Genomic DNA, 25683 nt, shown 5'->3' with positions numbered 1-25683 from the left:
AACATGGTCGCTCTCGCAAAGCAGTTACAAACAAGGATTGATCTACCTGTCAGCGCTTTAGAACCTAAGCGCTGTGTGGTCACTGATGTCAGTGTTGATGCGCGAAGCCTTGCTCTAGCGATGGTCAGAAACGCCCCGCCCATGCCTTTGCCAGAAGTAAAACAAGAACGCCCTGCCTTTATCTATGCCGACGACGGCGAAGAAGTTCTCGGCACACTGAAACCACAGCGCAAGCCTTTGCCGGTATTGAATCAAGCAGAAAACCAAGAGCTGACCGATTTATTAGCATGGGCACAAAAAGCCGATGCCGCGATCCATGCCCGCATGGCCCGCCTTCATCAATTTGATTTAGCCCGTGAATCCGCCAAGCTTAAACAGATGCGCGGCTTGCTGGGGTGCTTGATAGCAGAAGGCGAAACCACGCTGCAAAACGCATGGTATGCCAAGGCGACCGCGCAATGATTCCAAAATTCAATTTACAAGCATGGCTGGAAACCGCCACAGATACCGAGTGTCGCGCCAAGGCCAAAGAATTTGCTGTGCGTTGCTCAAATATCGAAGCGCCGCTGGAATTACTAGAAATGGTGGTGGCTCGTGGCTGGATCGTACTACCCGAGCACGGTGTAAAGCACCTTGAATACAAGAAAATGAAACCGTCCCAGCGCCGTTATGTGCTGGAGCTGGTCGCACGGATCAAGTCAGATAAGTGGTGGAGTAAGCGCTTGCGCACGCTCGCTATCCGCGCCGCCGAAGCCCGCGCCTATTCCTACGGTATCGGCATGGGTAAAGATCAGGCTTATGTTAGCCCGTGGAATTTAGAACGAATGGTCATCCGTGCCCAACAAGGCGCGGTGGCGATGGCCGAAGCGGTGGCTATTTCGCCCGATGGCGAAGTGATCGATATGGCCGATGTACTGGCAGGCAGTATGGCCAACGGCAAGAATAAGCGCACCGAGTTGATTGTCCGTACCAAGGGCATGGCCGAACGGGCGCAAGAACTGGGCTACCGCGCTTACGCCATCACGCTGACTGCGCCAGGCTGCTACCACCGCTGTACCAGCGTTGGCGAAAAACCGCACTTAAAGCTGATCCTCAATAAAAAATGGAATGGCTACAGCCAGCAACAAACCGCCAGCTATTTGACTAAGTGCTGGGCGCAATGCCGCACCCAATTTAGCAAAGCCGAAATTGATTTTATGGGGCTGCGCACTTTAGAGCCGCACAAAGACGGCACCCCGCACTGGCACTTAATCTTTTTTGTGAAGCCGCAAAACGCCAGCGAAGCCCTGAAGATCATCCGCGATAAGTTTCTGCAAGCCGAACCCAATGAAAAAAACGCTCAAACAGTCCGCGTAAAAATAGACCCCATCAAGCCACGCAAAGGCCAAGATATGGTTTATGCCGCTGTGGCCTATGCCATCGCCTACATCGCTAAAAATATTGACGGCTACAAAGTGGACGGCGATACCGAAGCGGGTATGGATGCCATCAGCGGCGCGCAGCGTGCCACGGTCTGGGCGCGTATTTTAGGCCGTCGTCAGTTCCAGATGTTTGGCACCGCGCCGGTTACGCCTTACCGCGAATCCCGCCGCGTGCGCAAAGACGCTGAAACCCTATTAGAAAAACTCATTGCGCTAGATAAAGAGCCGGCCATTGTCGAAGCCGCGAAAGGGTTAATCGACGGCAATTTACAGCCCTGCATTACCGAAGCCATGAAGGCCATGAGATCAGGCCGCGCCGATGTACTAGCCCCGCTCACCGCTTTACGCGACTTACACCTTGATGGCCAGATCGTTTGCCCTACCCGTATCTTGGGCAGCGCATGGGATGCCGCCGACAAGGGCGACTTTAGAGCCTATATGGTTGCAATGGAAAACGACCCGCTGGAACTGGTAAAGCGCGAGCAAATCAACGGCTATGGCGAAGTGGTTGCGGTGATTTGCGGCGTAAAGAGCAAGCGTGGCCAAGTGCTCACTCACAAAGAAGGTTGGACAGTGCAATGGGGAGCCAAAAGCAAAGCACGCCTAGGCAAAACTTGCCCCGCCCAAAAAGGCCCATTTAAGGGCGTATCCCATATCGAATACAGCCAACACGAAGTGGCCGAAATGAAACGCGCCCAGAAGCAAAAACAAGAGGCGGTGTTTTTAGGGGTGGCCTTTGCCGCTGAAGCGAAGCGTAAGCGTCGGGAGAGGGCGAAGCCTTCGACCCTAGGACATGTGGCATTAACTGTTTCCTGCACCTTGAATCAATCATTAAATGATAAAGGCATAAAAAGAGAAGAAGCCCCACCGAATCTAAGCGAACGGGCCAGATTAAACGCCCAGAAGTATGGTGCGCAGGCTTATCTCGACGCCAAAAATAAAAATTAAAGCACGACCAAGGCCCTGCTACGCCTGCCGCGTCAGCCCGACGTATGCAGCTTAATCATTCATTGATCTAAACAGGAATCTGAACCATGAGCGACAAAATAGACCAAGCCAGCGCTGTATCCGAGCTGATGCGCTGCAATGCCATCGCAGCCCACTACGCCAATGCAAAGCTAAGCAAAGATAAAACCCCTCTGCCAAGCGGGGAATGCCGCTGGTGCAGCGCGGTCGCCGTCAATGATGCGGTGTTCTGCTGCGAGGAGTGCGCCAAGGACTGGCAAGGGCATAACGCCACGAAGCAAAAAGCCCAGCGCATTGCAGGCAGATAAATGGAAATAAAGCGGATATCTGAACTAACCGAGAGTGGCCACTACTGGTGGCGCGCTACCCCAACACAAAGCTGGCAGATTTTTTATATCGCCAACCCTAAAAGATTAACTTATGGCATTGCGGGTTTTGAATTCGTAGGGCCAATACCGGAGCCAAAAGCATGCAAAGCTTAAGAATAAACCAAGGCGATTTAATTGAACTCACCGGCAAGCAGCAAAAAAGCGCCCAAATAAAGTGGTTCAAGCAACACCTCTTTGTTGACCTCACTTGCGATTCTCAAGGGCCAATCATCAATAAAGCAATTTATGATGAGCTATTAAAAAAACGCTATGGCCTGCTCTCCATCGTCCCAGCAGAAACCAAGCGCCCACAGGTTGCCTTAAGGGCTAAACATGGCTAGGCATCGCACAACTAATCGCGGCTTAACCAACAGCCGAATTTATATCAAAAGAAAAAGATATTATTTATTTACCGCTGATTACACCATCAGCCCCATCGATGGCAAAGCAAGGCAATGGCATAGCCTTTGCCTTGTTGCAGATGGAGAAGCCAGCGCAAGAGAACTCGCTCAGCGAGTCATTAAGCACAATACACAGCAAGATGAAGAAGGTGATTTCATCTCTCATTTTAAAAAGTACTCTTCTTCTTTTTTCAAAAAAAGAGAGCAAGAGGCCCCTAAAGACCCGCCAAGATTACGAATGCATCAAACAGCGAACAAGAATTTTAAAAGTGTTTTCAATACGATCGAGCAAGCATTTAAAACTTTTGATTTAGTAGATGTACTTCCCGTCGATATCGCAACTTTCGTCGATCAATGGGAGGGGCAACGAATGGCCCAAATTTATCAATCAAGGCTTTCTGACTTTTTTAAATGGACATGCAGAAAAGGCTATCGTGCTGATAATCCATGTAGAGAAATTACAGTAGCAAAACCCAAAAAAAGATCACGCTACATTACCGATGATGAATTTAATACCATCAAAGATGCATTATTACTTGGCCAAGATGGCTTAGAAACCCGCAATGGCAAGATGGTGCAATGCTATGTAGACCTTTGCTTTTTACTTTACCAAAGAACAACGGAAATCCGCTTACTGCGCTGGGATCAAATTACAGACAAAGGAATCCTCTTTACCCCAACTAAGACAGAGAAAAGCAGCGGCGCCAAAGTACTCGTTCCAATGAGTCCAGTCGTACAGGATGTTTTAGAGCGAGCAAAAAAAGCTTATCCAGAGCGGAGTCAAAAATCTGACTATGTTATTCATACCTATGATTTAAAACCGTACTCCACAGGTGGAATGGCTTCGGCATGGAGACGAGCGGCACAAAGAGCGGGCGTAACAGATGCAACTCTTAAAGACTTACGTGCCAAAGCCATGACCGATGCAAAGCGTGACGGTTACACGGTGAAGCAAATCAGTATCGGTGGAGCACATACAGGCGAAGAAATGACGAAAGGTTATATCAAGCTAAGAGAGACCCCTGTAAGCGAAGTAGTGATGAAACTGCCAAGAAAAACAGATGAAAAACATAATTAAATAGGGGGTAGAAAAACAAGATTTAAAGCCTACTATTTCAGATTATTTTAGAACTTGTTCTAAAACTATTTTAAAAACAAGGAGTCGTATAAAAATAACTCCTTGTTTTTAAAAGAATTAACTTTATAGCCCGATCATAGGTATCGTGCAACTTGATCGGGAGTGCAGCGGCAGGCTTTTTTAGGGTGGCCCAAAAAGCCACATGGGCAGGGATTCATCGCGGCGATTAGCTGGAAATCGGCAGGGAAGATGGTTGAATGCGCGGCGCGCGCAATATGAATTTTTTGGCTTTCTAGTGGCTCACGTAAAACTTCTAAAACTTTGCGATCAAACTCGGGTAATTCATCTAGAAACAACACGCCATGGTGGGCTAAGGAGATTTCGCCTGGTTGGGGTACACTGCCCCCGCCCACTAAAGCCACTGCCGATGCGGTGTGATGGGGGGCTCGGTAAGCGCGGACTCCAAAGCGGCTAGCGTCTAAACGCTCTTTGCCTAGAGATTGAATTCTGGCGGCTTCTAGCGCCTCCAGCTCGCTCATATCGGGAAGTAGGCTAGGCAAGCGCTGTGCCAGCATGGATTTCCCTGTGCCCGGTGGGCCAATGAGCAGCAGGCTGTGCCTACCTGCGGCGGCAATTTCTAGTGCGCGTTTGGCCTGTTGCTGCCCTTTTACCTCGCTTAAATCTAGCATGGCCGGTTGTGCGTCTATTGCCAGTGGTTGGGCAATGGGGAGTAGATCACTACCTAGTAAATGGCGGCAAACTTGCATCAGATGCGTTGCGGAAAGCACGCTAGCACTGCTGAGTAGGGCGGCTTCTGCTGCGCTGGCAGCGGGTAAAATGAGCGTTCTATTTGCTGCTTGTGCTGCCCAAGCCATACCTAGTGCACCTCGAATAGAGCGTAATTCACCTGATAGCCCTAACTCGCCGGCGAACTCAAAATGATTAAGCTGCTCCAAAGGAAGCTGACCACTCGCTGCTAAAATACCTATGGCTATGGGTAAGTCGAAAAGCCCAGATGATTTAGGTAAATCGGCAGGGGCCAAATTGACCGTAATGCGTTGGTTAGGAAATTCAAAACCACACACGGCTAGGGCGGCTCGAACCCGTTCACGGCTTTCTTTGACCTCTAAATCGGGTAAACCAACCAAGTTAAAAGCCGGTAAGCCGTTAGCCAAGTGGATTTCTACCAGCACGGCACTCGCTTCAATGCCAATCATGGCGCGGCTATGGACAATGGCGAGTGACATTCAGCAAGCCTGTAATAAGATTCTTATAGTGTAGGCTCTGTTTTCATTTGTTTCTGAGACAGATCATCAGCGTTTACATCGTAGATGTATCAAATGGATAAACCATATGCTGCTAGAGCAATTAAGCGAAGAGCCCGTTCCCCTGCCAGATTTTCGTAATTTTGGCGTTATTTTGCGAATTTTAGTCGTAGTGCATTTGGGGATGCTGGCTTACGTATTATTGGGCTTATCACGCTGGGAAGAATGGCCGTTAAGGCTAGGTGAGGCAGCGATGTGGGTGGAGCTGCCACTTTTAGGCACTTTATTAGGCTTGGCCTTAGCTTCACCATTTTTAAAGCCACTTTCTTTTCGAGTTGGCATTGTCCTCGTTAGTGTACTGGCGATGTTGCTGGTGTATGCGCAACGAAAAATATTAACTTCACTATTACTACCGCAGACCGGCTTGCTTCCTGCGCTGCTGTTTACCATGATATTGGTAGTGTCTTTGATGCTTTACATGCGTTTACGCTGGAAGTCTTTATCGCCAAGGCTAACGGAGGCGAGATTGGCGGCGCTGCAAGCAAGGATTCGACCACATTTCTTTTTTAATAGTTTGAATGCGGTCTTGTCCTTGATTCGTCGTGAGCCACGGCGAGCAGAGCAGGTTTTAGAAGACTTGGCTGATTTATTCAGAGTGGTCATGGTGGATAAGCAGCAGCTGGCTAGTTTGAAGTGCGAGCTAGAGATTGCTCGGCGTTATTTAAACATTGAAGCAGTGCGTTTAGGGGATAGGTTGAAGGTGGAATGGGATATTAGCGATGCCCCTTTAATGGCTGCCCTACCCCCCTTGCTATTGCAGCCCTTGTTAGAAAATGCAATTTATTACGGCGTAGAACCTATATTGGAACCAAGCCCCGTTCAGATTCGGATTTATCAGAAAGACACGCACGTGCATTTAGTGATTAAAAACGCGTTACCACCCGTAGGTACGGTAAGCCAGCATCGAGGCAATGGCATGGCGCTGGAGAATATCCGTCAGCGCTTATTGCTTCACTTTGATGCCGAAGCCAATTTAAGCACTTACGCGAATAACGACTATTATCAAATACATATTGTCTTGCCTTACCGGGAGATTCCCCATGGGAACACCATTGCGCCTTTTCCTTGTTGATGACGAAATCCCTGCCTTACGCAGGTTACAAGATGTGTTGGCTGATGTTGCTGATGAATGTCCGCACGATGTAGTGGGTACGGCTACCAGTGGTATGGCGGCCCTTGCCGCGCTGGCAGAAGCAGACGCTGATGCGGTGATTGTGGATATTCAAATGCCACAAATGAGCGGTATTGAGCTGGCGCGAGAGCTAAGCCATTTCTCGCACCCTCCTGCGGTGATTTTTGCTACCGCATTTGAAGAGTATGGTGTGGCCGCCTTTGAAGTACGCGCCGTGGATTACTTATTAAAGCCCATCCGTAAGGATCGGCTACTTTCTGCTTTGAAGCGGGTGCAGGATATGCGTTCTGCTCGAGTTCAAGCTGAGCCAGCTAGCCATGCTCGCAGCCATTTTAGTGTTACAGAACGGGGTCGAGTGCACTTGATCCCTGTTTCTGATGCTTATTACCTTAAAGCCGAGCAAAAATACATCACGCTACGCACACGGGATCGTGAGTATTTGCTGGAAGACTCTCTTACCCGATTAGAAGAAGAGTTTGGTAATCACTTTATACGCATACACCGTAATTGCTTGGTGGCGCGCGGTATGATGTCTGGCTTTGAAAAATCAGCTATCGGTGGAAGCGAAGCGCACTGGCAAGTGATTTTGCGTGATTTGCCAGAGCGCTTGGCGGTAAGCCGTAGGCAGCAGCATGTAATTAAAGAGCTTAAAAAATTAGAAAGCGAAGGTCGTTAAAAACACGGGTTGCTGCGTGTTCCCTATGCGCTGGAGTCACTTACTTGGCCAAGGTAAATCCCAAGGCGAATCGATGGTAGCGAGCAGCGCTTCTAGCCCTTGAAAGGCAGATCCTGATTCTGGAGCCAGTAAAATTCGCTGCTGCTCTCCTTGATAATCAAAATCTAAACCCCAGGCATGTAGATAGCCACGATCTGCAGGTGTACCGCCATAGCGCTCATCGCCCAAAATAGGGCTGCCCAAACTTTTCAGGGCAACGCGTAATTGATGAGTGCGACCACTGAGTGGCCTAAGCACAAACAATCGTTGGCCGTAAAGCATATCTCCGTAACTAAAAAATTGTGTGGCCGCTTTTAACTTACCGTCACGACTTAAGCGCCAAGAGCCTCCCCTGCCTTTTTCCATTGCACCTTTGATCCAACCTTGTTTTTTGGATGGCTTTTTGTCAGAGATGGCTAGGTAATATTTATTAATACGATGCTCGGCAAAGGCGGCTCCAAAGTAGCTAGCCGCTTCAGCATTTTTGGCAAAAAGTAGTAAACCAGAGGTGAGTTTATCGAGTCGATGCACGGGCCAAAGTGGCATTTCGCCTAGCGTTTGGCGTAATACCTCAACAAAGCCCAGTTCATTCTCTTCTTTATGAAAAGATAAGCCAGCGGGCTTAATCGCCACTAAAAAGTCAGGGTGGTCATAAACAACAAAGTTACTCATATATAAGCATATTCTAATTTGGTGTAAGGTTGTTGAGATAGCAACAATATAGGGCGTCAGCAGAAATATATGCTCAAAAAAAAACTATTCTGGCAAGCCATTCTAATCTCGATTCTTGCCTGTGTGGTGGTGACGATGTTTGCTGCTTGGCTAGCTAGGGAGCAGGCAAAAGAAGAGCTACAGACTTATCTGAAGGATGTGGCAGAGCAAGCCATGCTGCGTAGTGATCGTGCATTTACGGTGAGCGGCAATATTTTGGATAAATTAGACCGCTCAGATCTAAAGGACTGTAGTGAAGCTCATCAACGGCAGCTCAGTATTTTTATTTTTAAAGAGCTGTTTGTACGCGATGTGTTGTATGCGCCGAATCAACAAGTGCAGTGCTCGCAGTCTAGCCGCGTAGTTTATTCTTTGCCCCCACGAGATCAGCAAACTATCTCGGGGCCTTCGCTTTGGTTTGCGTTTAAAGGGGATTTATTTAGACCCTCTGTTTTATATGGATCAGGCCCACATTATGCGGTCTTGAATTCACAATATTTAGTAGATATTTTGCCAGTTAAAAAGCGCGAACTTTGTATCGAAGCCGTGCTGAATAATCGAGTTTTGGCGAAAACAAAGGGTACGCCGGCACACGATAACTCATGGTTGCAGCAGTCCAAAGTGAGTTTGAGCAATCCACATTATGTAATCACCGCCTACTTGCCCCCTAAAGAGCTGCAGCGTGCTTGGTTAGGTTACTTTAAAGATTGGCTACCACTAGGTTTTATTGTTTGCGTCCTACTCATTGGCATTATTGTTTGGCTTACTCGGCGCAGTTTTACAATGGGGCTGGAAATTATCGAAGGCCTGCAACTGGGTGAGTTTGTGGTGCATTACCAACCTATGGTTGCACTGGCTAATGGAAAAGTGTGCTGTGCTGAGGCGCTACTGCGCTGGCAGCGGCAAAATGGCTCAAAAATTAGCCCTGATCTTTTTATTGGCTATGCCGAAGAAAACGGCCAAATCAACCTGTTAACGCAGTTTGTACTAGAAACAGTAATTACAGATTTAGCCAAGCTGAGCCATTTGGATATATCGGTTTCGGTTAATTTAGCTGGCGCAGATTTAGCCTCGCCCTTATTCGTAGAAAACTTGGCCGTACTTTGTAGAAAATACCAGATTGCACCTAGCCGGATCGAGCTAGAAATTACCGAGCGTAGTTTCGTGCTGGGTCAAAGCGCGATCAATACGATTAGCCTCTTGCGCGAGGCTGGGCATCTTATTTTGATTGATGATTTTGGTACGGGTTATTCCAGCCTGAGCTATCTGCATCATCTGCCGGTTGATTTATTAAAAATCGACAAGAGTTTTGTACAAGCACTAGGTAGTGGCGCTGCTACGCACCATGTAGCTTCGCATATTGTGCAGATGGCCAAAGATCTTGGCTTAGAGGTGGTGGCAGAAGGAATCGAAACGAGCGATCAGGCCGAAATACTCAAAGAAATGGGGGTTGAATGGGGTCAAGGTTGGCTTTACGCCAAAGCCATGCCCTTTGATGATTTGTGTAAATTCTTGCAACCATCTACCACTACACCCTTTAAACCGCTAAGCTCCGACCCTTTGCCAGATGCCGTATGAAACTCACCCTAATCGCTGTTGGGCATAAAATGCCAGATTGGATAGATGCTGGTTATAAAGAATTTTCCAAACGCATGCCGCGCGATTTTCCGCTGCAGCTATTAGAGCTAAAGCCGGATAAACGTGGTAGCGGCAAAACAGCGCAGCAGGTTATGGTGGACGAAGCTGAGCGCATCTTAGCCGCTATTCCTCAAGATGCCCGCGTGATGGCTCTGGACGAGCACGGTGCCAACTGGACCACCATGCAGCTGGCGAGCAAAATGAAATCTTGGCAAATCGATGGCCGTGAAACGGTATTTATCATCGGTGGTACCGATGGCCTAGATCCAAGTGTTAAAAAGCGTGCCGATCAACTATTACAGCTCTCCGCCATGACCCTACCCCATGGCATGGTGCGAGTGATTTTGGCCGAGCAGCTGTATCGCGCCGTATCCATCATCAATAATCACCCTTATCACCGCGAATAATAATGCCTAATATCCAACTCTACCTTGCCTCTGGCAGCCCGCGTCGCAAAGAATTGCTGGCGCAGATTGGCGTGCTGTTTGAGCGCATCTCTGCCCCTATCGACGAAACGCCTTTGATTAATGAAAGTGCCAAGGATTATGTGCTTCGTCTAGCCGAGCTAAAAGCCGAGGCCGGTTGGCAAGTCATGTTAGAGCAAGGTTTAGCCCCCCTCCCCGTTTTGGCGGCTGATACGACCGTGGTGCTGGATGGGCAAATTTTGGGTAAGCCGATTGATGTCATGGATGCCACTGCCATGCTAGAGCAGCTATCTGGCCGCAGCCACGAAGTGTTTACTAGTTTGGGTTTACGCACTGCTACCGGCATAGAAGTTTTGCTGTCGGTTAGTACTGTTACCTTCATGGCACTGAGCCCCGCCCAAATCGCCGCCTATGTTACTAGTGGCGAGCCTATGGATAAAGCAGGCAGCTACGGCATTCAAGGCACGGCAGGACTGTTTATTTCAAACCTGCAAGGCAGCTATAGCGGCGTAATGGGTTTGCCATTACACGATACGGCCACCCTACTCGCTCGTCATGGACTAGGTTTATTAGCGGCTTTGTCTTAAAAATCTTTAATTTTTAGCTAAAAACTAGACTAACTTTAAGCTTGCTCAGATTGTGCTTACAGTATGACATTTAGAATAAATGGTCTACCTGATGTCAAAATTGGGCGCTACCTGACCATTTTCGTCACATTGCAGCTAGTCGCCACAATAAAAAAGACCCAAGAGGGTCTTTTTTTATTTTAAAGAAGTGGTGCCGTTGGGGTGAATCGAACACCCGATCTACTGATTACGGGTCAGTTGCTCTACCAACTGAGCTACAACGGCATCATTAATCAAGTATATGGCAGCTTCGTTAAAAAATCTGCCGTTAATCAGCTTTGCAGTAAAAGTGGCATAGCTAGGCATTGATATTGCTATGTCATATCCAAGCGATGCAAAGACAGCGCTAAATAATGCTCAGGGAAAAAAGCTTTTGAATTAAAGACTTAGGAGCAAGAGATGAAAAACATACAAAAGGGTTTTACCCTGATCGAACTGATGATTGTTGTGGCTATTATTGGTATCTTAGCTGCTGTAGCTATTCCGTCTTATCAGGATTACACCAAGAAAGCGAAGTACTCTGAAGTATTAAGTATTTCTGATTCTTACAAACAAGCTGTTGCATTATGCCAATCTGATTTGAATACCTTTGCCGGATGTAATGCAGGCACTCAGGGTATTCCTGCAACTCCCACTGTTGCTACTACTGGTTTGGCTACTGGTGGTACTGTTACTAATGGCGTGATTAATTTTTCTGGAACAGCCGCAGCAGGTGGATATACTTTTATTTTAACTCCTTCTTTGAATGCTGAAGGTACGGCAATTACTTGGGCACAATCAGGTAATTGTTTAGCTGCTAAGTACTGCAAATAATAAAAAACTGAATAAAAAAGGCTAACTTATAAAGTTGGCCTTTTTTTTTTGCAGTAAATTTCCAATGATTTACTAAAATGATTAAATCAATAAAGGAAAACATCATGACTGATATGGTAAAAAAAAATTTTATTGAGATAAAATCATCCATGCTCAGTCGGGAAGTAAAAATTGCTTTTGGCATTACAATGTTTGGTTTGTTTTTAAAAGTGTTTTTATTTTCAATAGGTTTGATTGAGTATTCACTTAACTCGCTTGTGCTTAGTTTTTTTAAATTACCCACCTTATCTTCAATACTAAGCTTTGCTAGTGTGATGGTTTTATGCACTAAAAATGAAAAACTAGGTAGGTGCATTTGGGGGGGAGTGGCTTGATCTGCTTACTTGCCTTAATGATATTTACGCCTGACTTCATAAAAAATGCAGATCAAAACACCACAATTATTGTATTTACCCAAGGTTTACTTTCTTTTTTCTTTCTTATTTACAGAAGCTTTACCGGGGAATCTGTTTTATCTAGGCAACACGCAAGAGAAAAATGTTTTCTAATTTTTTTACTTTCCATTGTCTCTATTTACGGATTTGGAGTGGTATCGATTACCAGTGCATTAAGCCCGCTTGTCTATGATGCAATTCTTTATCAGTTTGATGGTAGCTTAGGCTTTTCTGCTAGTGCAATTTTAAGTAGTTTAGTGCAGGATTATCCATTATTTTTAAACTGGGTTATAAAACCAATTTATCTAATGCTGCCTCTAGGAATGGGCCTGCAATATGTCCAGCAAATGCAATCAAAAGAGCCTGCTAAGATTTATCTTTTATTGTTCTGGTTCAGCTCCATGTTTATTGTTTGCTTATTTTCCTATCTGCTTTTACCCGCAACAGGGCCTAAATATATATTTGGTAATTTATTCCCAAATAATATGCCTACGTTAACAGATATTATGGACGTTCCGCTTGTTAATCCAGCGACTTATCCACGTAATGCGTTCCCTTCTATGCATTTTGGCTGGGCATTTGCTATGTGGCTGAATGCCATGTTAATGAAAGGAAAGTTGCAAACCAAGTTTTTTTTAGTAATAACAATATTAACTGCTTTAGCAACATTAAGTCTGGGTGAACATTACTTAATTGATTTAATTGTTGCGGTTCCATTTACCTATGCACTGCAAGGGATTTTTCTACGCGGATTACCACTTAATCATACTGCGCGTTGGCAGTGTATTTTAGTTGGAACAGCTTTATGGCTGGCATGGGTTGTGGCGTTGCGAATTGGTATAGAGGTATTTATTGGTTTACCATGGTTATCATGGAGTGCCGTATTATTTAGCCTGGTTTTCTCTACTGTCTATTATCGAAAAATGGCTAAGGCTCAGGAAGAATGGTTTAATTCACCTGCTGCGATTGAAATATCTGTTAAAGCCGATAAGATAAATAGCAATTTAAAACCAGTTTATTTTATGTTTATATTATCTGGTTTTTCAGGGTTGATTTATGAAGTGGTTTTTTCAAAAGAACTAGCATTAATTTTTGGCAGTAGCAGTATTGCCACATACACTGTACTGGCTACCTATATGGGGGGGATGACATTAGGCGCTGCGCTAGGCGGCATGTTTAACCCCAAGCGCCCATTAATGGCATATATTGCATGTGAAATGCTGATTGGCGTTTATTGCATCATTACCCCATTTTTATTCAAGTTTATTCAGGAAATTTATCTGCATTTAGCAACCGGATTACCGCCAGATGCCAGCGTTTTGATATTTTATAGATTAGCACTGGGCTGCATATTATTACTGCCGCCTACACTGCTAATGGGCGCAACCATGCCATTACTACTGGCATATTGTCGTGAAAAACGTGGGCAAATTAATATGGCGGTTGCTAATCTTTATGCCGCTAATACGATTGGCGCCGCATTGGGTGCCTTGCTGGCAGGGTATTATATTCTTCCTGCTATGGGTATTACCTTGAGTACTGCCATTGCTGCCGCTATTAATTTCGCTGTTGCTTTTATGGCTTTACAAATATTTAAAAAGAATAATGGGCCAATCGAACAGGAGATTGACTTCGGTATTCAGAGGGCTCCAATTTCTAGCTATGCAGGGGTGGAAGCGCTAATTGTGTTATTTTTAGGCGGGATGATTACCCTTGCGCTTGAAGTTAAATATATGTTTTTACTAGCGGTCGTGGCAGGAAATAGCACCTATGCTTTTTCTTTAATGTTATTTACTTTTTTATTAGGTTTGGCCGCTGGTTCTATTTTAATTAAGCCATGGATAAAGCAGCATAATCTATTAGCTATTCTTGAATTTAGCCTTGCGGCTGTAATATTGTTGGGAATTTTTAATTGGGAGAGTATGCCGGCTTATTTTGCCAGCTTTGCCAATTACCCATCTGCAAAAGAATTTGGGGCAAGAGAGTTTATTCGTGGCTTAGTTTGTTTTTGCGCTATGTTTCCCCCTGCGTTAATTATTGGTGCTATTTATCCAGTGGCTATGGCCCAGGTGGCCAGTGCTTTTCCTAAAAATCCTGTGCGAGCTTTGGGCCTGGCTAATGCTTTGAATACCAGCGGCAATATTATCGGTGTACTGTGTGCCAGCTTTATTATGCTGCCAGCTTTTGGCGTGCTGTATTCAATTCAAATACTGGCCGCTGTGGCTTTTATGCTTGGCTTAATGCTGTGTTTAAAAAGGCGAGTACATTTTATTAATATAGCTTTGATGGTTTTGGTGCTGGGTATTTTTTATATCCAACCCAAATCATTTGACTACTCTGCTTTAGCCTCTGGAGCCAATGTATATTTCGCGCCGCAGAATGAAGGTAAGGTTATAGATTACGCAGAAAGTATTGATGGTGGTTTAACTACGGTTATCTTTAATAAAGAGCATAGTGTAAAAATATTACTAACTAATGGTAAGTTTCAAGGAAATAATGCACTAAAAGGTGAGATGCAAGCTCAAACTGGCTTTGCTCTTGCTCCCCTTTTACATACTGATGCAAGAGAGCGTGCTTTGGTTATAGGCTATGGAACAGGAGCAACCAGCCGCGTATTAAATGAGACAGGCTTTAAAAATTTAGATATCGTTGATCTAAGTTCAGATATTGTAAGGCTTGCAAATCAGCATTTTTTTACGATTAATCAGCGTGTCACTGAAAAAAAAGGTATTGCTACCTATATTACTGATGGTAGAAATTATTTATTACTTACTGATAAATCTTATGATCTGATTGGACTTGAAATTACTTCAATTTGGTTTGCCGGTGCAGCTTCTTTATATAATCAAGAGTTTTATGCTCTGGCTAAAAGAAAGTTGAAACTTGATGGGGTTTTACAGCAGTGGGTGCAATTACACCATACGAAGCTCAATGACTTATTAAGTGTTTTGGCTTCAGTGCGCAGCGAGTTTAAATATGTCTGGTTATATGAAATTGGAGGACAGGGAATCATCGTGGCAACAAATGATTATGATCGCCGCCCTGAGCAAAGGTATGCTGATTTAATTAGTAATACATCTGGATTAAAAGAAGTGTTAAAAATTTATGATCGCCCCGTTAATGAGCTGTTACAAAAAATACTCTTAGAGCCCGAGAGCCTTGATCGATTTTTACTAAAAGTATCAAGTGGAGATCCAGAGGCATGGGTTAGCACCGATGATAATCTTTATCTGGAATATGAAACGCCTAAAGGTAATGTTTTAGATGGCGCTAAATCATTAGCGAGTAATCTTGAAATGATAAAAAAGTTTTCAGCAAAGTAGTTTTATTAATAATCAGGATAATTAATATTATTGGGGCGGTAATGAACAATATTTTTTTTAAAAAAAATAAATTAGTAATTTTACATGTTACATTGTTGTTGTTTATTCCCTTTATAGTCTATTTTAATTTTAGATGGAATCCTATCGTTTTTGATGATCTATATTTTTTTGATGGTGTAGAGCATTCTCAATTTTTTAAAATATTTGACTTATCAATTCGATGGTTGCCCTATGCTACTTTTGAGTGGACAAAAGCACTATTTGGAAGCGATGTTATTTGGCTTCACTTTGGTAATAATCTTATCCATGCGGCTAATGGAATTTTTCTTTATTTTTTATTGAATTATTTATTTCCAATATGCATTAAAGAAGATAGCATTGCGTTATCTTTAAGAAACACCGCATTTTTCGCCGCTTTTTTGTTTATGTTGCACCCCGCCTCTGTATATTCTGTTAATTACATTTCGCAAAGAAGTATGCTTATGGCTACTTTTTTTGCGATTGCGATGATGTTCTCTTTTGTTGAAAGTATTCATACTAAAAATAAAAAATTGTTGTTTTTTGCAGTGTTTTTATATGGTATGTCGGTGCTGTGCAAAGAGCATGCTATTATGCTGCCTGCGCTTGCTTTTTTTGCAGCCTTCTTATTAGTCAAAGATATAAAACAAATATTTAAATATTGCTGGCCATATTTCCTATTATGCTTTTTCATTGCGATATATGTGGTTATTCAAATAAAAAGCATAAATTTATATGGGAACCCTTATGAAAGCGGTGCTTCAGAGTTATTAAGCCGTTTGCAATTGATCGATCCATCCTTTAGCATAAAACAAGCCTATTTCTACTCCGTATATACGCAAATGGGATTGTTCTTTAAATACTTACTACTATGGATTATCCCTTCTTCTATGTGGATGTCTATAGACATGTATGAAACATTTGCTACCCGTGTTTTATTATTCCCACAATTGGTTGGGGCCATCTCTTTTCTTGTATATCCTATTTTTTCGGTTTGGTTGATTAAAAAAAATGATCTGTTCGCATTACTAGGGTTTGCATTAATATGCCCATGGTTGTTGTTTTTAACTGAAATAACTACGGTAAGAATTCAAGAGTCATTTGTTATTTATCGTAGCTATATTTGGATGGTTTTTTTTACCTGCGCATTGCCATTTGTAATTCAAAAAATATCTTCGAAAAAAGCGATTGGATTGTTATGTATTATTTCAATCATGATGGTGCCTTTAACTTTGCAAAGGCTGATTAGTTTTTCTCATCCTTTATTATTATGGGACGATGCCGCTAGATTAGTGGAGGGAAAAGAAAATAGACCTGGCGTGGAGCGTGTTTATCATAATAGAGGCTTGGCTTATTTGCAGCAAAAGCAGTATAAACTCGCTATTGAGGATTTTAATAAAGCTTTGGAAATTTGGCCTCAATATAACTTTGTTTACAATGATAGAGGTGCGGCATATTTAGAGCTGCAGGATTATCAACAAGCAATCAATGACTTCAATCAATCGATCCGTCTAAAACCCAACTACTTCAGGCCCTATTTAGGCCGTGCACATATTTTTGAGCTGATGGGGCAACAAGATCAAGCTAAGCAAAACTACGCTATCGCTTGCAATATGGGTTTAGCAGAAGCCTGCGCTAAGCGTTAGATTGCATATCAGTAAGACTAACCATCGTTGCTATCTATTTGTCATGAATGGGCCGCGTCAGGCAAAAGAAATAAGCTTCTTGCCCAAGCTGACGTAAAAGCTGGCACGCCTATTGCTTATACTCTGCGACACACAAAAATCATAAGTAAAGCGCAGCAGGGGCGGTGCTTCTTAATGATTGTGGGAGAAAAATATGAAAAATATGCAAAAGGGTTTCACCCTGATCGAACTGATGATTGTTGTGGCGATTATCGGTATCTTGGCTGCTGTAGCGATTCCTTCGTATGCAAATTACCAAGCTAAAGCAAAAATGGCTGCTGGGTTAGCTGAAGTTAGTCCAGCAAAAACAGCAATGGAAGAAAGGTTGAACAATGGTGAGGCTGTTGCTGATGCTGCTGCTATTGGTTTAGCAACCTCTACTAGTAATTGTGCAATTGCTGCAGAAGGTGCTACTACGGGTATTGCAACTATTTCATGCACTATACGTAATGCTCCAGAGAAAATTTCTGCTGCTGTCATTACATGGAGTCGCGTTGCTGGTGGTGAATGGACTTGTGCAACGACAGGGATTGTGTCGGGCTCTGAGGACTTAGCACCTAAAACATGCAAGCAGTTATAAGTTGTTAAGTGGTTATGGCACAGTTGGCTCTGCTTACTGATGCTATATATAGACCCCGTCTCTATAATGGGCACGGGGTTTTTTATTATGGTATTTGCTATTTCTTATTGCTCTCTAATATGCAAATTGAGAAATGATTTTTTGTTTTTAGCTTATGGAACCTCTACACGAATCAAAAATATCGAATGGAAATACAATAAAATTAATGGTTTACGTTGGTTTAGTTTGCGAAAAATGTATTTGCGCAGAGGTTACTTAGATCTTTTTTCTGAAAAAATTCAAGCAAAATATATGACTATACATTATTTGCGTGCTGATATTTTCCCCCAGCTTTTCCACAAAAAGTTGTTGGAGTGCAATATGAAAAACATGCAAAAAGGTTTTTCTCTGATTGAATTGATGATTACTGTGGCAATTATCGGTATTTTGTCTGCAATAGCGATTCCCTCATATGCGAATTATCAAGTGAAAGCAAAGATGACAGCGGGCTTGGCTGAAGTTACAACGGGAAAAAAAGTAGTAGAAGTAAAGTTGAATAACGGTGAAATCATTACAAATGCAGCAGCTATTGGCTTAGCAGCGACTACCCATAATTGCACAATCACTGCAGAAGTTGCGAATACAGGTATTGTATTTATTTCATGCTTAATGGCTAATGCGCCAGGGAAAATTTCTGCGGCAAAGATTACATGGACGCGTGCTGTTGGTGGTGAGTGGACTTGTGTGACGACAGGCATTGTGGCGGGTTTCGAGGATTTAGCGCCGAAAACGTGTAAACAGGTGTGAGGTGTTAATCAGTTGTAAGGCCATAAGGTGTATGGTTTTTTAGGGGTCAATAAGCGAAGGCCCATTGCACCATCGCTGCCGAGCGATGCCCTCTAAGCCCCGTATCTAACATGGATACGGGGTTTTTGTTTTTGGTGGGTTAATGATGGTGTACAGGGTGCAATGCGCTTTGCTTATTGGCACTCTACAAACCCCCACCATCACCCCTTAAAAATCTCCCTCACATCCCGCGCGCCCCATTCTGGGAAGTGTTTGCGTACCAGTGTATTTAAATCCACTTCAAAAGCACGCCATTTGGCTAATTCATCTTGCTCGTCGCTCACAGAATGAGCTGCGGCTTGTTCTATCATGCCTGCGCCTGCAGTGGCGTTGCTTAGGCGATCGATGATGATAAAGCTGCCGGTGCCTTTGCAATCTGCGTAGGTGTCGAAGACGACGGGGGCATTGAGGATGATGCGGCAGAGGCCGATTTCATTGAGTTTTAGCTCGTTAGCGCTCACATGCTCCATGCTGTTTACATCCACACGGTGGGCGATTTGGGCGACTCGGCCGAAGATGTTTTTGCCCGCAAGTTTAAAGCCGTATTCTTTGCCCACGGTGAGTGGCACTTCGTTCATCCACACCAGATGCGCGTCAAAAGACTGGCCGATTTGCGGAGGGACGTCGCTGGTTTTGACGATCATATCGCCACGGCTGATGTCGATTTCCCGATCTAAAGTCAGCGTGATGGCTTGGCCGGCAAAGGCGGTTGCTAGCTCGCCCTCAAAAGTAACAATCGCTTTAACTTTGGCGGTTTTGCCTGAGGGCAGGGCGATGATTTCATCACTGGGGAAGACGCGGCCAGCGGCGATGGTGCCGCAAAAACCACGGAAATCGAGGTTAGGGCGGTTAACGTATTGCACCGGCAGGCGGAAGGATTCTAGGCGGCTATCGCGATTGATTTGCACGGCTTCTAGGTGCTGCATAAAGGTGAGGCCGCTATACCAAGGCGCTTGCTCGCTTGGTGTCACCACATTATCGCCGCGCAGTGCAGAAATCGGCACAAATTGGATGTCGGCGATATTTAAGGATTTAGCCAGTGTTAGATATTCGGCGCGGATTTCATTAAAGCGCTGTTCGCTAAAGCCGACTAAATCCATTTTATTCACGGCGATAATCACGTGCTTAATGCCCAGCAGGCTGACGATATAGCTGTGACGGCGGGTCTGGGTTTGCACGCCATAACGCGCGTCGATCAGGATGACGGCTAGATCACAGGTGGAGGCACCGGTGGCCATATTGCGGGTGTATTGCTCGTGGCCGGGGCAATCAGCGATGATAAATTTGCGCTTATCGGTGCTGAAGTAGCGGTAAGCCACGTCGATGGTAATGCCTTGCTCGCGCTCAGCTTGCAAGCCATCTACCAGCAGGGCTAGGTCGATTTCTTGATCGGTGGTGTTGTATTTTTTGCTGTCTTTTTGAATGGCGGCGAGCTGGTCTTCAAAAATCAGTTTTGAATCGTGTAGTAGGCGGCCAATCAAGGTGGATTTACCGTCGTCCACATTGCCACAGGTAATAAAACGCAGCAGATCTTTGTTTTCGTGTTGCTTTAAATAGGCTTCGATATCGCTGGCGATCAGATCAGATTGGTGTGACATGTTTATATTCCAGTAGTAGGAAGTATCAAGGACATGCGGATAGGTGTTGGACTATTGGGAGTCGGGGGAGGGGAGTCGGGAGTAAAATCTTTCCCTTGTCTACTCCCCACTCTCCAATCCCTACTCCCCGCTTCTAGAAATACCCTTCCATTTTTTTCTTTTCCATTGAGCCAGATGAATCGTGGTCGATCATGCGGCCTTGGCGTTCGCTGGTGGTGGTGAGCAGCATTTCTTGGATGATTTCTGGTAGCGTTTTGGCGGTAGATTCCACTGCGCCGGTGAGGGGATAACAGCCTAGCGTTCTAAAGCGCACCGATTTCATTTCTGGCACTTCACCAGGTAATAGCGGCATACGGTCGTCATCTACCATGATCAGGGTGCCATTACGCTCTACTACGGGGCGAACGTCGGCGTAGTAGAGCGGCACGATATCGATGTTTTCCATATAGATATATTGCCAGATATCCAGCTCTGTCCAATTAGACAGCGGAAACACGCGGATGCTTTCGCCTTGGTCGATTTTGGAATTGTAGATATTCCATAGCTCTGGGCGCTGTACTTTTGGGTCCCAGCGATGGTTTTTATCGCGGAATGAATACACGCGCTCTTTAGCTCGGGATTTTTCTTCATCACGACGTGCGCCACCAAAAGCGGCATCAAATTTATATTTATTCAGCGCCTGCTTTAAACCCTCGGTTTTCATCACGTCGGTGTGCTTGGCCGAGCCTGAGCTAAACGGGTTGATGCCTGCTTTTACGCCTTCTTCATTGATGTGAACAATCAGATCAAAGCCGCACTTAGCCGCCATTTTGTCGCGAAATTTAATCATTTCGCCGAATTTCCATGTGGTGTCCACATGCATCAGCGGAAAAGGCATTTTGCCCGGCGCAAAGGCTTTCAGCGCCAGATGCAGCATCACGGCAGAATCTTTGCCGATGGAGTAGAGCATGACCGGATTATCAAATTCGGCGGCCACTTCACGAATAATATGGATGGACTCTGCTTCGAGTTGCTTAAGGTGAGTCAGCCTTGCTTCACTGAGGGTAGTCATACTTTATCCGGGCAAAGAGTTTGTTTCAAAACGCGGGTGAATTTTCCGCTGCGTTTTGCGTAGCTCTGAAAATAGTGGGTCATACGGTGGCTGATAAAAGCCCATGTAACGCTATAGCCTTACGAATTTACCGAAGTCGCGCCAGTAAACGAAGGATTTAATCGTTATATCTATATGGAGGCTTGGCTAGGGCGGCTGAATCAATCGTTATCCCCGAGGACTTTAATCTGGAATCCAGCAAAATCACTGGATTCCCGCTACTGGCTAAAACATTCGAGGGCAGGCTCTACACGGGAATAAGGAATTGAAGTTAATCAGAGTTTGCCTAGGATTTCTTTTACCAGCTCGGAATTGGTTTCAACCAAGGCGTATTCGTCTTGGCCGGGGATGCCCATATGCACATTGGGGTTGCAATAACGCATCTTGCTGGCGAAGGGCAGGCGGGCCGAGGTGTGGAATTCTTTGCAGCCGGTGGCGGCGACTAATTCGGCGATATTATTGCTGCGCACGCCAGCACCTGGCATCACGACGAGTCGATCTCCTGCGGCGGCTTGCAGTCTTTTAAGCATGGAAGCGCCTTCTAATGCAGTAGCTGCTTGGCCGCTGCTGAGCAGGCGATTGCAACCGGTGGCGATCACGTCTTCAAGTGCCTTTAGTGGATTTTGGGCTACGTCGAAAGCGCGGTGGAAGGTGACTTGCATGGGGCTAGCTAGCTCAACCAAGGCTTTGCAGCGGGGTACGTCGATATAGCCATTGGCCGTCAGTATGCCAATCACTACGCCGTCTACACCGAGCTTTTTGCAGGCGATAATATCGCGTTGCATGACTTCGTATTCCAGATCGGTATATAAAAAATCGCCACCGCGCGGGCGGATAATCACATTCAGGCCGATCCAAAGTCGCTCTCTGGCCACCGCAATTTGCCCATACGATGGCGTGGTGCCGCCTTCTAATAAATTATCGCAAAACTCAACCCGATGCGCGCCACCTTCTTGTGCGGCTAAACAAGACGTGATCGATCCCGCGCAAATTTCTAGCAAAATAGTAGACATAGACGTTTCCAAAAGAGAACGCCGCCTAAGTGCAGGCGGCGTTAATTTGCAGAAAAAAACCTGCGGAGCTAGTTAGAGGTTTATCTGGACTTAGAGTGCAGAAGAGCGGCGAGCGGTGGCAAGTATCAGTCAGCCAAGTAAATCTTGCTTAAAAACCGCCTAAACCACTCTGCAGTTGAAGCATTATGCTGCTTTAGCTTCGAAAATATCCTCGTTGAGTGCGGCATAAATGCTGCGTAAACGTGAGTCTAGATCGGCGAGTTGTAGTGCGAGTTGCCTGTCCATTTCTTCTAGCTCTTCGATACGGCTGTCTAAGGTATCGGTGGCTTTGTGGATGCGCTTGATGCTTTCTAGGCGGCGGCGCAGCTGCAGTTGATGCTCACGCACCTGCGTTTCCATTGGTGCCATCACAGCTTTTAGCCAGTTTTCGATATCGCGGTTGGCTACTTCAAATACATACAGCACGCGACTGGCGACGGTTTCAAAGAATTTATGCGAAAGCTGGCCCTTGCTAGTGGTTAGCAGGGTACTAATGGTGTTGAAATGTTCACGGAAGGCTTTTTCTAGCCGAGAAATTTCTTTGTGGTATTTCAAAGTAGAAAAGGGCGGTGGGGTGACGCTGCCTAAGCCGTGCTCTTCGCTAAATTTTTTGTACATCGCTGCCATCATGGCTTGAATTTCGGTAACTTGTTCGGCAGATTTACTGATATTGCCGTTCACGTCTTTAAAAAAATGATCCATGATGGCGCGTAAGCCACCTTCACCAAACGAGAACTTGCTGTGCTCCATTTGGCCGCGCACAACTTCAATATTTCCTTTCAGCGCATCAATACTCAGTAAGGTAAGCAGGCTATTGGTTTGTTGGCTAAAGATGCTACGCAGGGCTTGAAAGCGCACGAGGCCCTGTTCAAATTTGCGCTTATCGGCTTGGACTTTATCCATCATTTGCCCGACTACGTCTTGATTCTTGCCATGCAGTTTAGATAGCTCGACTAATTGCTCCAGTACACCATCTCGTCTTGCAGACAAAATTGTGCGAGTGCCTTGCACGATGTCTTCGATCTCGGTCATGGTGCTATCGCGCACGATATCTTGCTTAGAAGGCAGTAGCTCGTTAGAGAGCGCTTCTTCTAAGATGGTAAGGCGCGAGCGGGCGAGTAAATCGACATCGTGATTGACCTTGGCAACGAGGGCTTTTTGTGCCGAAATCGGGTAAACGTGTTGCGCTGGTACGCCTAATAGCTCGGCGGTGGTGGCGATTTGGTGGTTGATTTCTGCTTCAATTTGCTCTGGGGTTTTTAATTCATCCCACATGCTATCGATTTTATTCAGCACCGCTAAGCGGCCACGATTGCTGCCTTTACCAATGTGGGTGCGCCAAATATCAATATCAGAGCGCGTTACGCCCGTATCGGCCGCCAAAATAAACAAAATGGCGTGGGCGTTAGGTAGTAAATTCAGCGTTAGTTCTGGCTCGGTACCAATGGCGTTTAGCCCTGGTGTATCTAAAATCACCAAGCCTTGTTTAAGCAGCGGATGCGGGAAGTTGATCACCGCATGACGCCAGCAAGGAATCTCAATCGTGCCTGCGGCATCTACGGCAATCAGTTGATCAGGATCATCGCTATTATATAGGCCGTAGCGGGTGGCTTCTTCTACCGGAGCACGCCGGGTTAGGCCTACATGGCGAAAGGCTTCGAGCATGGCGTCGGAATTGTTGATATCCAACTCAATGGTTCGCCATTCTTCTGGGTAGCGGCGGTATTCGCTAGTGGTCACGTTTTCGGCACGGGTTTCAATCGGCAAAAGCTGAATGGAAGGCACGCGCGATGCATCGTAGAGTAACTCGGTGGGGCACATGGTAGTGCGGCCAGCGGAGGAGGGTAGAATCCGCTTGCCATAGTTGGCAAAGAAAATCGCATTGATAAGCTCTGATTTGCCACGAGAAAACTCGGCGACAAAGGCGATATTAAGTTTATCTTCGCGTAGTTTCTCGAGCAGCTGAGAAATGCGTAAGCCATTTTGTGCGTCTTCTAAATCTTGCTCGTTGAGCCAGCGTGATAGCTGGCTAATCGTTTGGGTGAGCTGGGCTCGCCAATTGCTGTAGGCTTGAAAATCTCCCACAAGACGGTCATTGCCACTTGGGTCATTTACGGCCAAGTCATGCTGATGTAGGTAATCAGTGCTCATTGCGATCTCTCTATTTACTGCGCCAAGATTTAGTATCAATTATGGTTGGGGTATTCACTGACGTTTTGCCCCATAAAATCACGAACATACTTTTAAAGCTAAATTGATGAGCATCTATGTAGGGGTGTTGCTTGCTGCGCTCTGTTTAATATTGGGCAGCTGAAAGCTGCACTCTACTGTATTTGTGGTTTCCCTAGATTTGGTGGAGACCATTTTTATGCTCTGCTTAACATTCAGTTATTGATTTGAGGTGAATAATTTAATTTTAAAAATAGTCTTTTACTACATATTTTTCAGTACTTTATCGCATAAATATCATTTTAGTAATAAGCGATTACTAACATACTTACTGACTTAGCTTGCTGCTGATTCAAAATATAGGAATATATCAATTAAATTTGGCATTGGGGGCAGTAAAAGGTGCTGCGTTGGCCTTGGCGTATTTGCTTAATTTCACCGCTACATATTCTGCATGGCATGCCCGCTCGGGCGTAAACAAAGGCACTAAGCTGAAAATATCCCGCCTTACCATCACTATCTACATAATCTTTTAGCGTACTGCCCCCCGCAGTAATTGCATCGTTGAGAGTGGCTTTTATCGCAATAACTAGTTGCGCTGCTTCTTGCAAACTCAGGCTATTTGCGGCTCTTTGTGGGTTGATTTTTGCTCTAAAAAGCGATTCTGCCGCATAGATATTCCCCACTCCTACTACTGTATGGTTATCCATAATGGCGAGTTTAATGGCTATTTTCCGATTAGAGTTGGCCAATAGTAGATAGTCGGCATTAAATTGATCCGATAAGGGTTCTGGGCCGAGTTGTAGCAATAAAGGATGGGGGCCATTTTCTATTGGCTGCCATAGGCATGCGCCAAAACGGCGTGGATCTCGATAGCGTAGCCGTGTGCTATTTGCGAGCACTAAATCAAAATGATCGTGTTTTTCAGCGGGGAAGGCTTCGGTTAATACGCGTAAATTACCTGACATGCCCAAGTGAATGAGTAAGGTGCCATGCTCAAAGCTGAGTAGCAAATATTTGGCCCGCCGCGTAACGCTGAGTACTTTTCGCCCCACCAGTGTTTGAGCTAAATCGGCCGGAATAGGCCAGCGCAGCCTTGCTTGACGAATAATGACTTCGCTAATGCTTTGCCCTTCTATATGGGGAGAAATGCCGCGTTTTGTGGTTTCTACTTCAGGTAATTCTGGCACTTTTTCTTCCTATTAGCGGTGTTGTACTTGCGTTAAACGCGGCCTATTGATGGTGAATACATGGGCAATTTACCAATAAATATTGATGCAATGCCCTGTT

At 45.2% G+C, this 25683-nt stretch carries 22 protein-coding genes, 1 tRNA gene and 1 pseudogene; 16 read left to right on the top strand and 8 right to left on the bottom strand.

Going from position 1 to position 25683, the window contains the following annotated elements; all coding sequences use genetic code 11:
- Positions 1 to 3 precede the first annotated feature (3 nt).
- The 5 genes from C1H71_RS08470 to C1H71_RS08450 all read left to right on the top strand — a co-directional run bounded on the left by C1H71_RS08470 (position 4) and on the right by C1H71_RS08450 (position 4234).
- Complete coding sequence (locus tag C1H71_RS08470) at positions 4 to 462, top strand: hypothetical protein (protein WP_130106162.1); 459 nt, start codon at positions 4 to 6, stop codon at positions 460 to 462.
- A complete protein-coding gene (locus C1H71_RS08465; protein ID WP_188053677.1) occupies positions 459 to 2369 on the top strand; it encodes a replication endonuclease in 1911 nt (636 codons plus the stop codon). The genes C1H71_RS08470 and C1H71_RS08465 overlap by 4 nt, the downstream gene beginning before the upstream one ends.
- A gap of 86 nt (positions 2370 to 2455) precedes the next feature.
- Entirely contained in the window at positions 2456 to 2695 is a 240-nt protein-coding gene (locus tag C1H71_RS08460; protein WP_130106160.1) for a hypothetical protein, read from the top strand.
- A 161-nt stretch (positions 2696 to 2856) separates the two neighbouring features.
- Positions 2857 to 3096 carry a DUF4224 domain-containing protein gene (locus C1H71_RS08455; RefSeq protein WP_130106159.1) on the top strand — a complete coding sequence of 80 codons (240 nt, stop codon included), beginning with the start codon at positions 2857 to 2859 and terminating at the stop codon, positions 3094 to 3096.
- Positions 3089 to 4234, top strand: coding sequence for a tyrosine-type recombinase/integrase (locus C1H71_RS08450; RefSeq protein ID WP_130106158.1), 1146 nt, complete (start codon positions 3089 to 3091; stop codon positions 4232 to 4234). The genes C1H71_RS08455 and C1H71_RS08450 overlap by 8 nt, the downstream gene beginning before the upstream one ends.
- Positions 4235 to 4374: 140 nt before the next feature.
- Here C1H71_RS08450 and C1H71_RS08445 read toward each other — a convergent pair.
- Positions 4375 to 5481, bottom strand: a pseudogene (locus C1H71_RS08445) (YifB family Mg chelatase-like AAA ATPase); the annotation flags it as partial.
- A 106-nt stretch (positions 5482 to 5587) separates the two neighbouring features.
- On the opposite strand from C1H71_RS08445, the gene C1H71_RS08440 reads away from it, so the two are divergent.
- A complete protein-coding gene (locus C1H71_RS08440; RefSeq protein ID WP_130106156.1) occupies positions 5588 to 6631 on the top strand; it encodes a sensor histidine kinase in 1044 nt (347 codons plus the stop codon).
- Positions 6600 to 7367: a LytR/AlgR family response regulator transcription factor gene (locus C1H71_RS08435; protein WP_130106155.1), complete on the top strand. Its 768-nt coding sequence runs from the start codon at positions 6600 to 6602 to the stop codon at positions 7365 to 7367. Before C1H71_RS08440 ends, C1H71_RS08435 begins: the two co-directional genes overlap by 32 nt.
- Before the next feature lie 36 nt (positions 7368 to 7403).
- Here the strand turns inward: C1H71_RS08435 and C1H71_RS08430 are convergent, their stop codons facing one another.
- A complete protein-coding gene (locus C1H71_RS08430; protein ID WP_130106154.1) occupies positions 7404 to 8078 on the bottom strand; it encodes a TIGR01621 family pseudouridine synthase in 675 nt (224 codons plus the stop codon).
- Between the two features lie 69 nt (positions 8079 to 8147).
- Between C1H71_RS08430 and C1H71_RS08425 the strand changes: the two genes are divergently transcribed.
- From C1H71_RS08425 to C1H71_RS08415, 3 genes are read left to right on the top strand one after another with little or no spacing between them, the layout of a single operon-like run.
- Positions 8148 to 9695 carry an EAL domain-containing protein gene (locus tag C1H71_RS08425; RefSeq protein ID WP_130106153.1) on the top strand — a complete coding sequence of 516 codons (1548 nt, stop codon included), beginning with the start codon at positions 8148 to 8150 and terminating at the stop codon, positions 9693 to 9695.
- On the top strand, positions 9692 to 10162 hold the full coding sequence (gene rlmH, locus C1H71_RS08420) for a 23S rRNA (pseudouridine(1915)-N(3))-methyltransferase RlmH (RefSeq protein WP_130106152.1): 471 nt from the start codon (positions 9692 to 9694) through the stop codon (positions 10160 to 10162). Before C1H71_RS08425 ends, rlmH begins: the two co-directional genes overlap by 4 nt.
- Positions 10163 to 10164: 2 nt before the next feature.
- Positions 10165 to 10767, top strand: coding sequence for a Maf family protein (locus C1H71_RS08415; protein ID WP_130106151.1), 603 nt, complete (start codon positions 10165 to 10167; stop codon positions 10765 to 10767).
- Between the two features lie 188 nt (positions 10768 to 10955).
- On the opposite strand, the gene C1H71_RS08410 is transcribed toward C1H71_RS08415, so the two are convergent.
- Positions 10956 to 11031 (bottom strand) — tRNA-Thr (locus C1H71_RS08410).
- 174 nt (positions 11032 to 11205) lie between these two features.
- Between C1H71_RS08410 and C1H71_RS08405 the strand changes: the two genes are divergently transcribed.
- The 6 genes from C1H71_RS08405 to C1H71_RS21795 all read left to right on the top strand — a co-directional run bounded on the left by C1H71_RS08405 (position 11206) and on the right by C1H71_RS21795 (position 18445).
- Positions 11206 to 11619, top strand: coding sequence for a pilin (locus C1H71_RS08405; protein WP_130106150.1), 414 nt, complete (start codon positions 11206 to 11208; stop codon positions 11617 to 11619).
- 104 nt (positions 11620 to 11723) lie between these two features.
- Complete coding sequence (locus C1H71_RS08400; RefSeq protein ID WP_130106149.1) at positions 11724 to 11993, top strand: hypothetical protein; 270 nt, start codon at positions 11724 to 11726, stop codon at positions 11991 to 11993.
- On the top strand, positions 11990 to 15376 hold the full coding sequence (locus C1H71_RS08395) for a fused MFS/spermidine synthase (RefSeq protein ID WP_130106148.1): 3387 nt from the start codon (positions 11990 to 11992) through the stop codon (positions 15374 to 15376). The genes C1H71_RS08400 and C1H71_RS08395 overlap by 4 nt, the downstream gene beginning before the upstream one ends.
- A 41-nt stretch (positions 15377 to 15417) precedes the next feature.
- A complete protein-coding gene (locus C1H71_RS08390; RefSeq protein WP_130106147.1) occupies positions 15418 to 17040 on the top strand; it encodes a tetratricopeptide repeat protein in 1623 nt (540 codons plus the stop codon).
- 193 nt (positions 17041 to 17233) lie between these two features.
- The gene (locus tag C1H71_RS08385; RefSeq protein WP_130106146.1) at positions 17234 to 17659 is read left to right on the top strand and encodes a pilin; all 426 of its coding nucleotides are present in this window, start codon (positions 17234 to 17236) and stop codon (positions 17657 to 17659) included.
- 87 nt (positions 17660 to 17746) lie between these two features.
- Entirely contained in the window at positions 17747 to 18445 is a 699-nt protein-coding gene (locus C1H71_RS21795) for a pilin (RefSeq protein WP_308418305.1), read from the top strand.
- A 200-nt stretch (positions 18446 to 18645) separates the two neighbouring features.
- On the opposite strand, the gene cysN is transcribed toward C1H71_RS21795, so the two are convergent.
- The 5 genes from cysN to mutM form a co-directional block, all read right to left on the bottom strand.
- A complete protein-coding gene (cysN, locus tag C1H71_RS08375; RefSeq protein WP_130106145.1) occupies positions 18646 to 20082 on the bottom strand; it encodes a sulfate adenylyltransferase subunit CysN in 1437 nt (478 codons plus the stop codon).
- Positions 20083 to 20215: 133 nt separating this feature from the next.
- Positions 20216 to 21133 (bottom strand): sulfate adenylyltransferase subunit CysD, encoded by a 918-nt coding sequence (cysD, locus tag C1H71_RS08370; RefSeq protein WP_130106144.1) that lies wholly within the window; start codon positions 21131 to 21133, stop codon positions 20216 to 20218.
- 314 nt (positions 21134 to 21447) lie between these two features.
- Positions 21448 to 22185: a copper homeostasis protein CutC gene (locus C1H71_RS08365; protein ID WP_130106143.1), complete on the bottom strand. Its 738-nt coding sequence runs from the start codon at positions 22183 to 22185 to the stop codon at positions 21448 to 21450.
- Positions 22186 to 22368: 183 nt separating this feature from the next.
- On the bottom strand, positions 22369 to 24375 hold the full coding sequence (locus C1H71_RS08360; RefSeq protein WP_130106142.1) for a dynamin family protein: 2007 nt from the start codon (positions 24373 to 24375) through the stop codon (positions 22369 to 22371).
- 392 nt (positions 24376 to 24767) lie between these two features.
- Entirely contained in the window at positions 24768 to 25583 is an 816-nt protein-coding gene (mutM, locus tag C1H71_RS08355) for a bifunctional DNA-formamidopyrimidine glycosylase/DNA-(apurinic or apyrimidinic site) lyase (RefSeq protein WP_130106141.1), read from the bottom strand.
- Positions 25584 to 25683 lie beyond the last annotated feature (100 nt).

It is taken from the genome of Iodobacter fluviatilis (genome assembly GCF_004194535.1).
Lineage (GTDB): Bacteria > Pseudomonadota > Gammaproteobacteria > Burkholderiales > Chitinibacteraceae > Iodobacter > Iodobacter fluviatilis_A.
The sequence above is the reverse complement of the archived record's forward strand: the minus strand, read 5'-3'. Positions and strand labels throughout refer to the sequence as shown.

Excerpts from the sequence above, each read along its gene's own strand:
- C1H71_RS08470 (WP_130106162.1), top strand. The coding sequence starts at position 4 with ATGGTCGCTCTCGCAAAGCAGTTACAAACAAGGATTGATCTACCTGTC.
- C1H71_RS08465 (WP_188053677.1), top strand. The coding sequence starts at position 459 with ATGATTCCAAAATTCAATTTACAAGCATGGCTGGAAACCGCCACAGAT.
- C1H71_RS08460 (WP_130106160.1), top strand. The coding sequence starts at position 2,456 with ATGAGCGACAAAATAGACCAAGCCAGCGCTGTATCCGAGCTGATGCGC.
- C1H71_RS08455 (WP_130106159.1), top strand. The coding sequence starts at position 2,857 with ATGCAAAGCTTAAGAATAAACCAAGGCGATTTAATTGAACTCACCGGC.
- C1H71_RS08450 (WP_130106158.1), top strand. The coding sequence starts at position 3,089 with ATGGCTAGGCATCGCACAACTAATCGCGGCTTAACCAACAGCCGAATT.
- C1H71_RS08440 (WP_130106156.1), top strand. The coding sequence starts at position 5,588 with ATGCTGCTAGAGCAATTAAGCGAAGAGCCCGTTCCCCTGCCAGATTTT.
- C1H71_RS08435 (WP_130106155.1), top strand. The coding sequence starts at position 6,600 with ATGGGAACACCATTGCGCCTTTTCCTTGTTGATGACGAAATCCCTGCC.
- C1H71_RS08430 (WP_130106154.1), bottom strand. The coding sequence starts at position 8,078 with ATGAGTAACTTTGTTGTTTATGACCACCCTGACTTTTTAGTGGCGATT.
- C1H71_RS08425 (WP_130106153.1), top strand. The coding sequence starts at position 8,148 with ATGCTCAAAAAAAAACTATTCTGGCAAGCCATTCTAATCTCGATTCTT.
- rlmH (WP_130106152.1), top strand. The coding sequence starts at position 9,692 with ATGAAACTCACCCTAATCGCTGTTGGGCATAAAATGCCAGATTGGATA.
- C1H71_RS08415 (WP_130106151.1), top strand. The coding sequence starts at position 10,165 with ATGCCTAATATCCAACTCTACCTTGCCTCTGGCAGCCCGCGTCGCAAA.
- C1H71_RS08405 (WP_130106150.1), top strand. The coding sequence starts at position 11,206 with ATGAAAAACATACAAAAGGGTTTTACCCTGATCGAACTGATGATTGTT.
- C1H71_RS08400 (WP_130106149.1), top strand. The coding sequence starts at position 11,724 with ATGACTGATATGGTAAAAAAAAATTTTATTGAGATAAAATCATCCATG.
- C1H71_RS08390 (WP_130106147.1), top strand. The coding sequence starts at position 15,418 with ATGAACAATATTTTTTTTAAAAAAAATAAATTAGTAATTTTACATGTT.
- C1H71_RS08385 (WP_130106146.1), top strand. The coding sequence starts at position 17,234 with ATGAAAAATATGCAAAAGGGTTTCACCCTGATCGAACTGATGATTGTT.
- C1H71_RS21795 (WP_308418305.1), top strand. The coding sequence starts at position 17,747 with ATGGTATTTGCTATTTCTTATTGCTCTCTAATATGCAAATTGAGAAAT.
- cysN (WP_130106145.1), bottom strand. The coding sequence starts at position 20,082 with ATGTCACACCAATCTGATCTGATCGCCAGCGATATCGAAGCCTATTTA.
- cysD (WP_130106144.1), bottom strand. The coding sequence starts at position 21,133 with ATGACTACCCTCAGTGAAGCAAGGCTGACTCACCTTAAGCAACTCGAA.
- C1H71_RS08365 (WP_130106143.1), bottom strand. The coding sequence starts at position 22,185 with ATGTCTACTATTTTGCTAGAAATTTGCGCGGGATCGATCACGTCTTGT.
- C1H71_RS08360 (WP_130106142.1), bottom strand. The coding sequence starts at position 24,375 with ATGAGCACTGATTACCTACATCAGCATGACTTGGCCGTAAATGACCCA.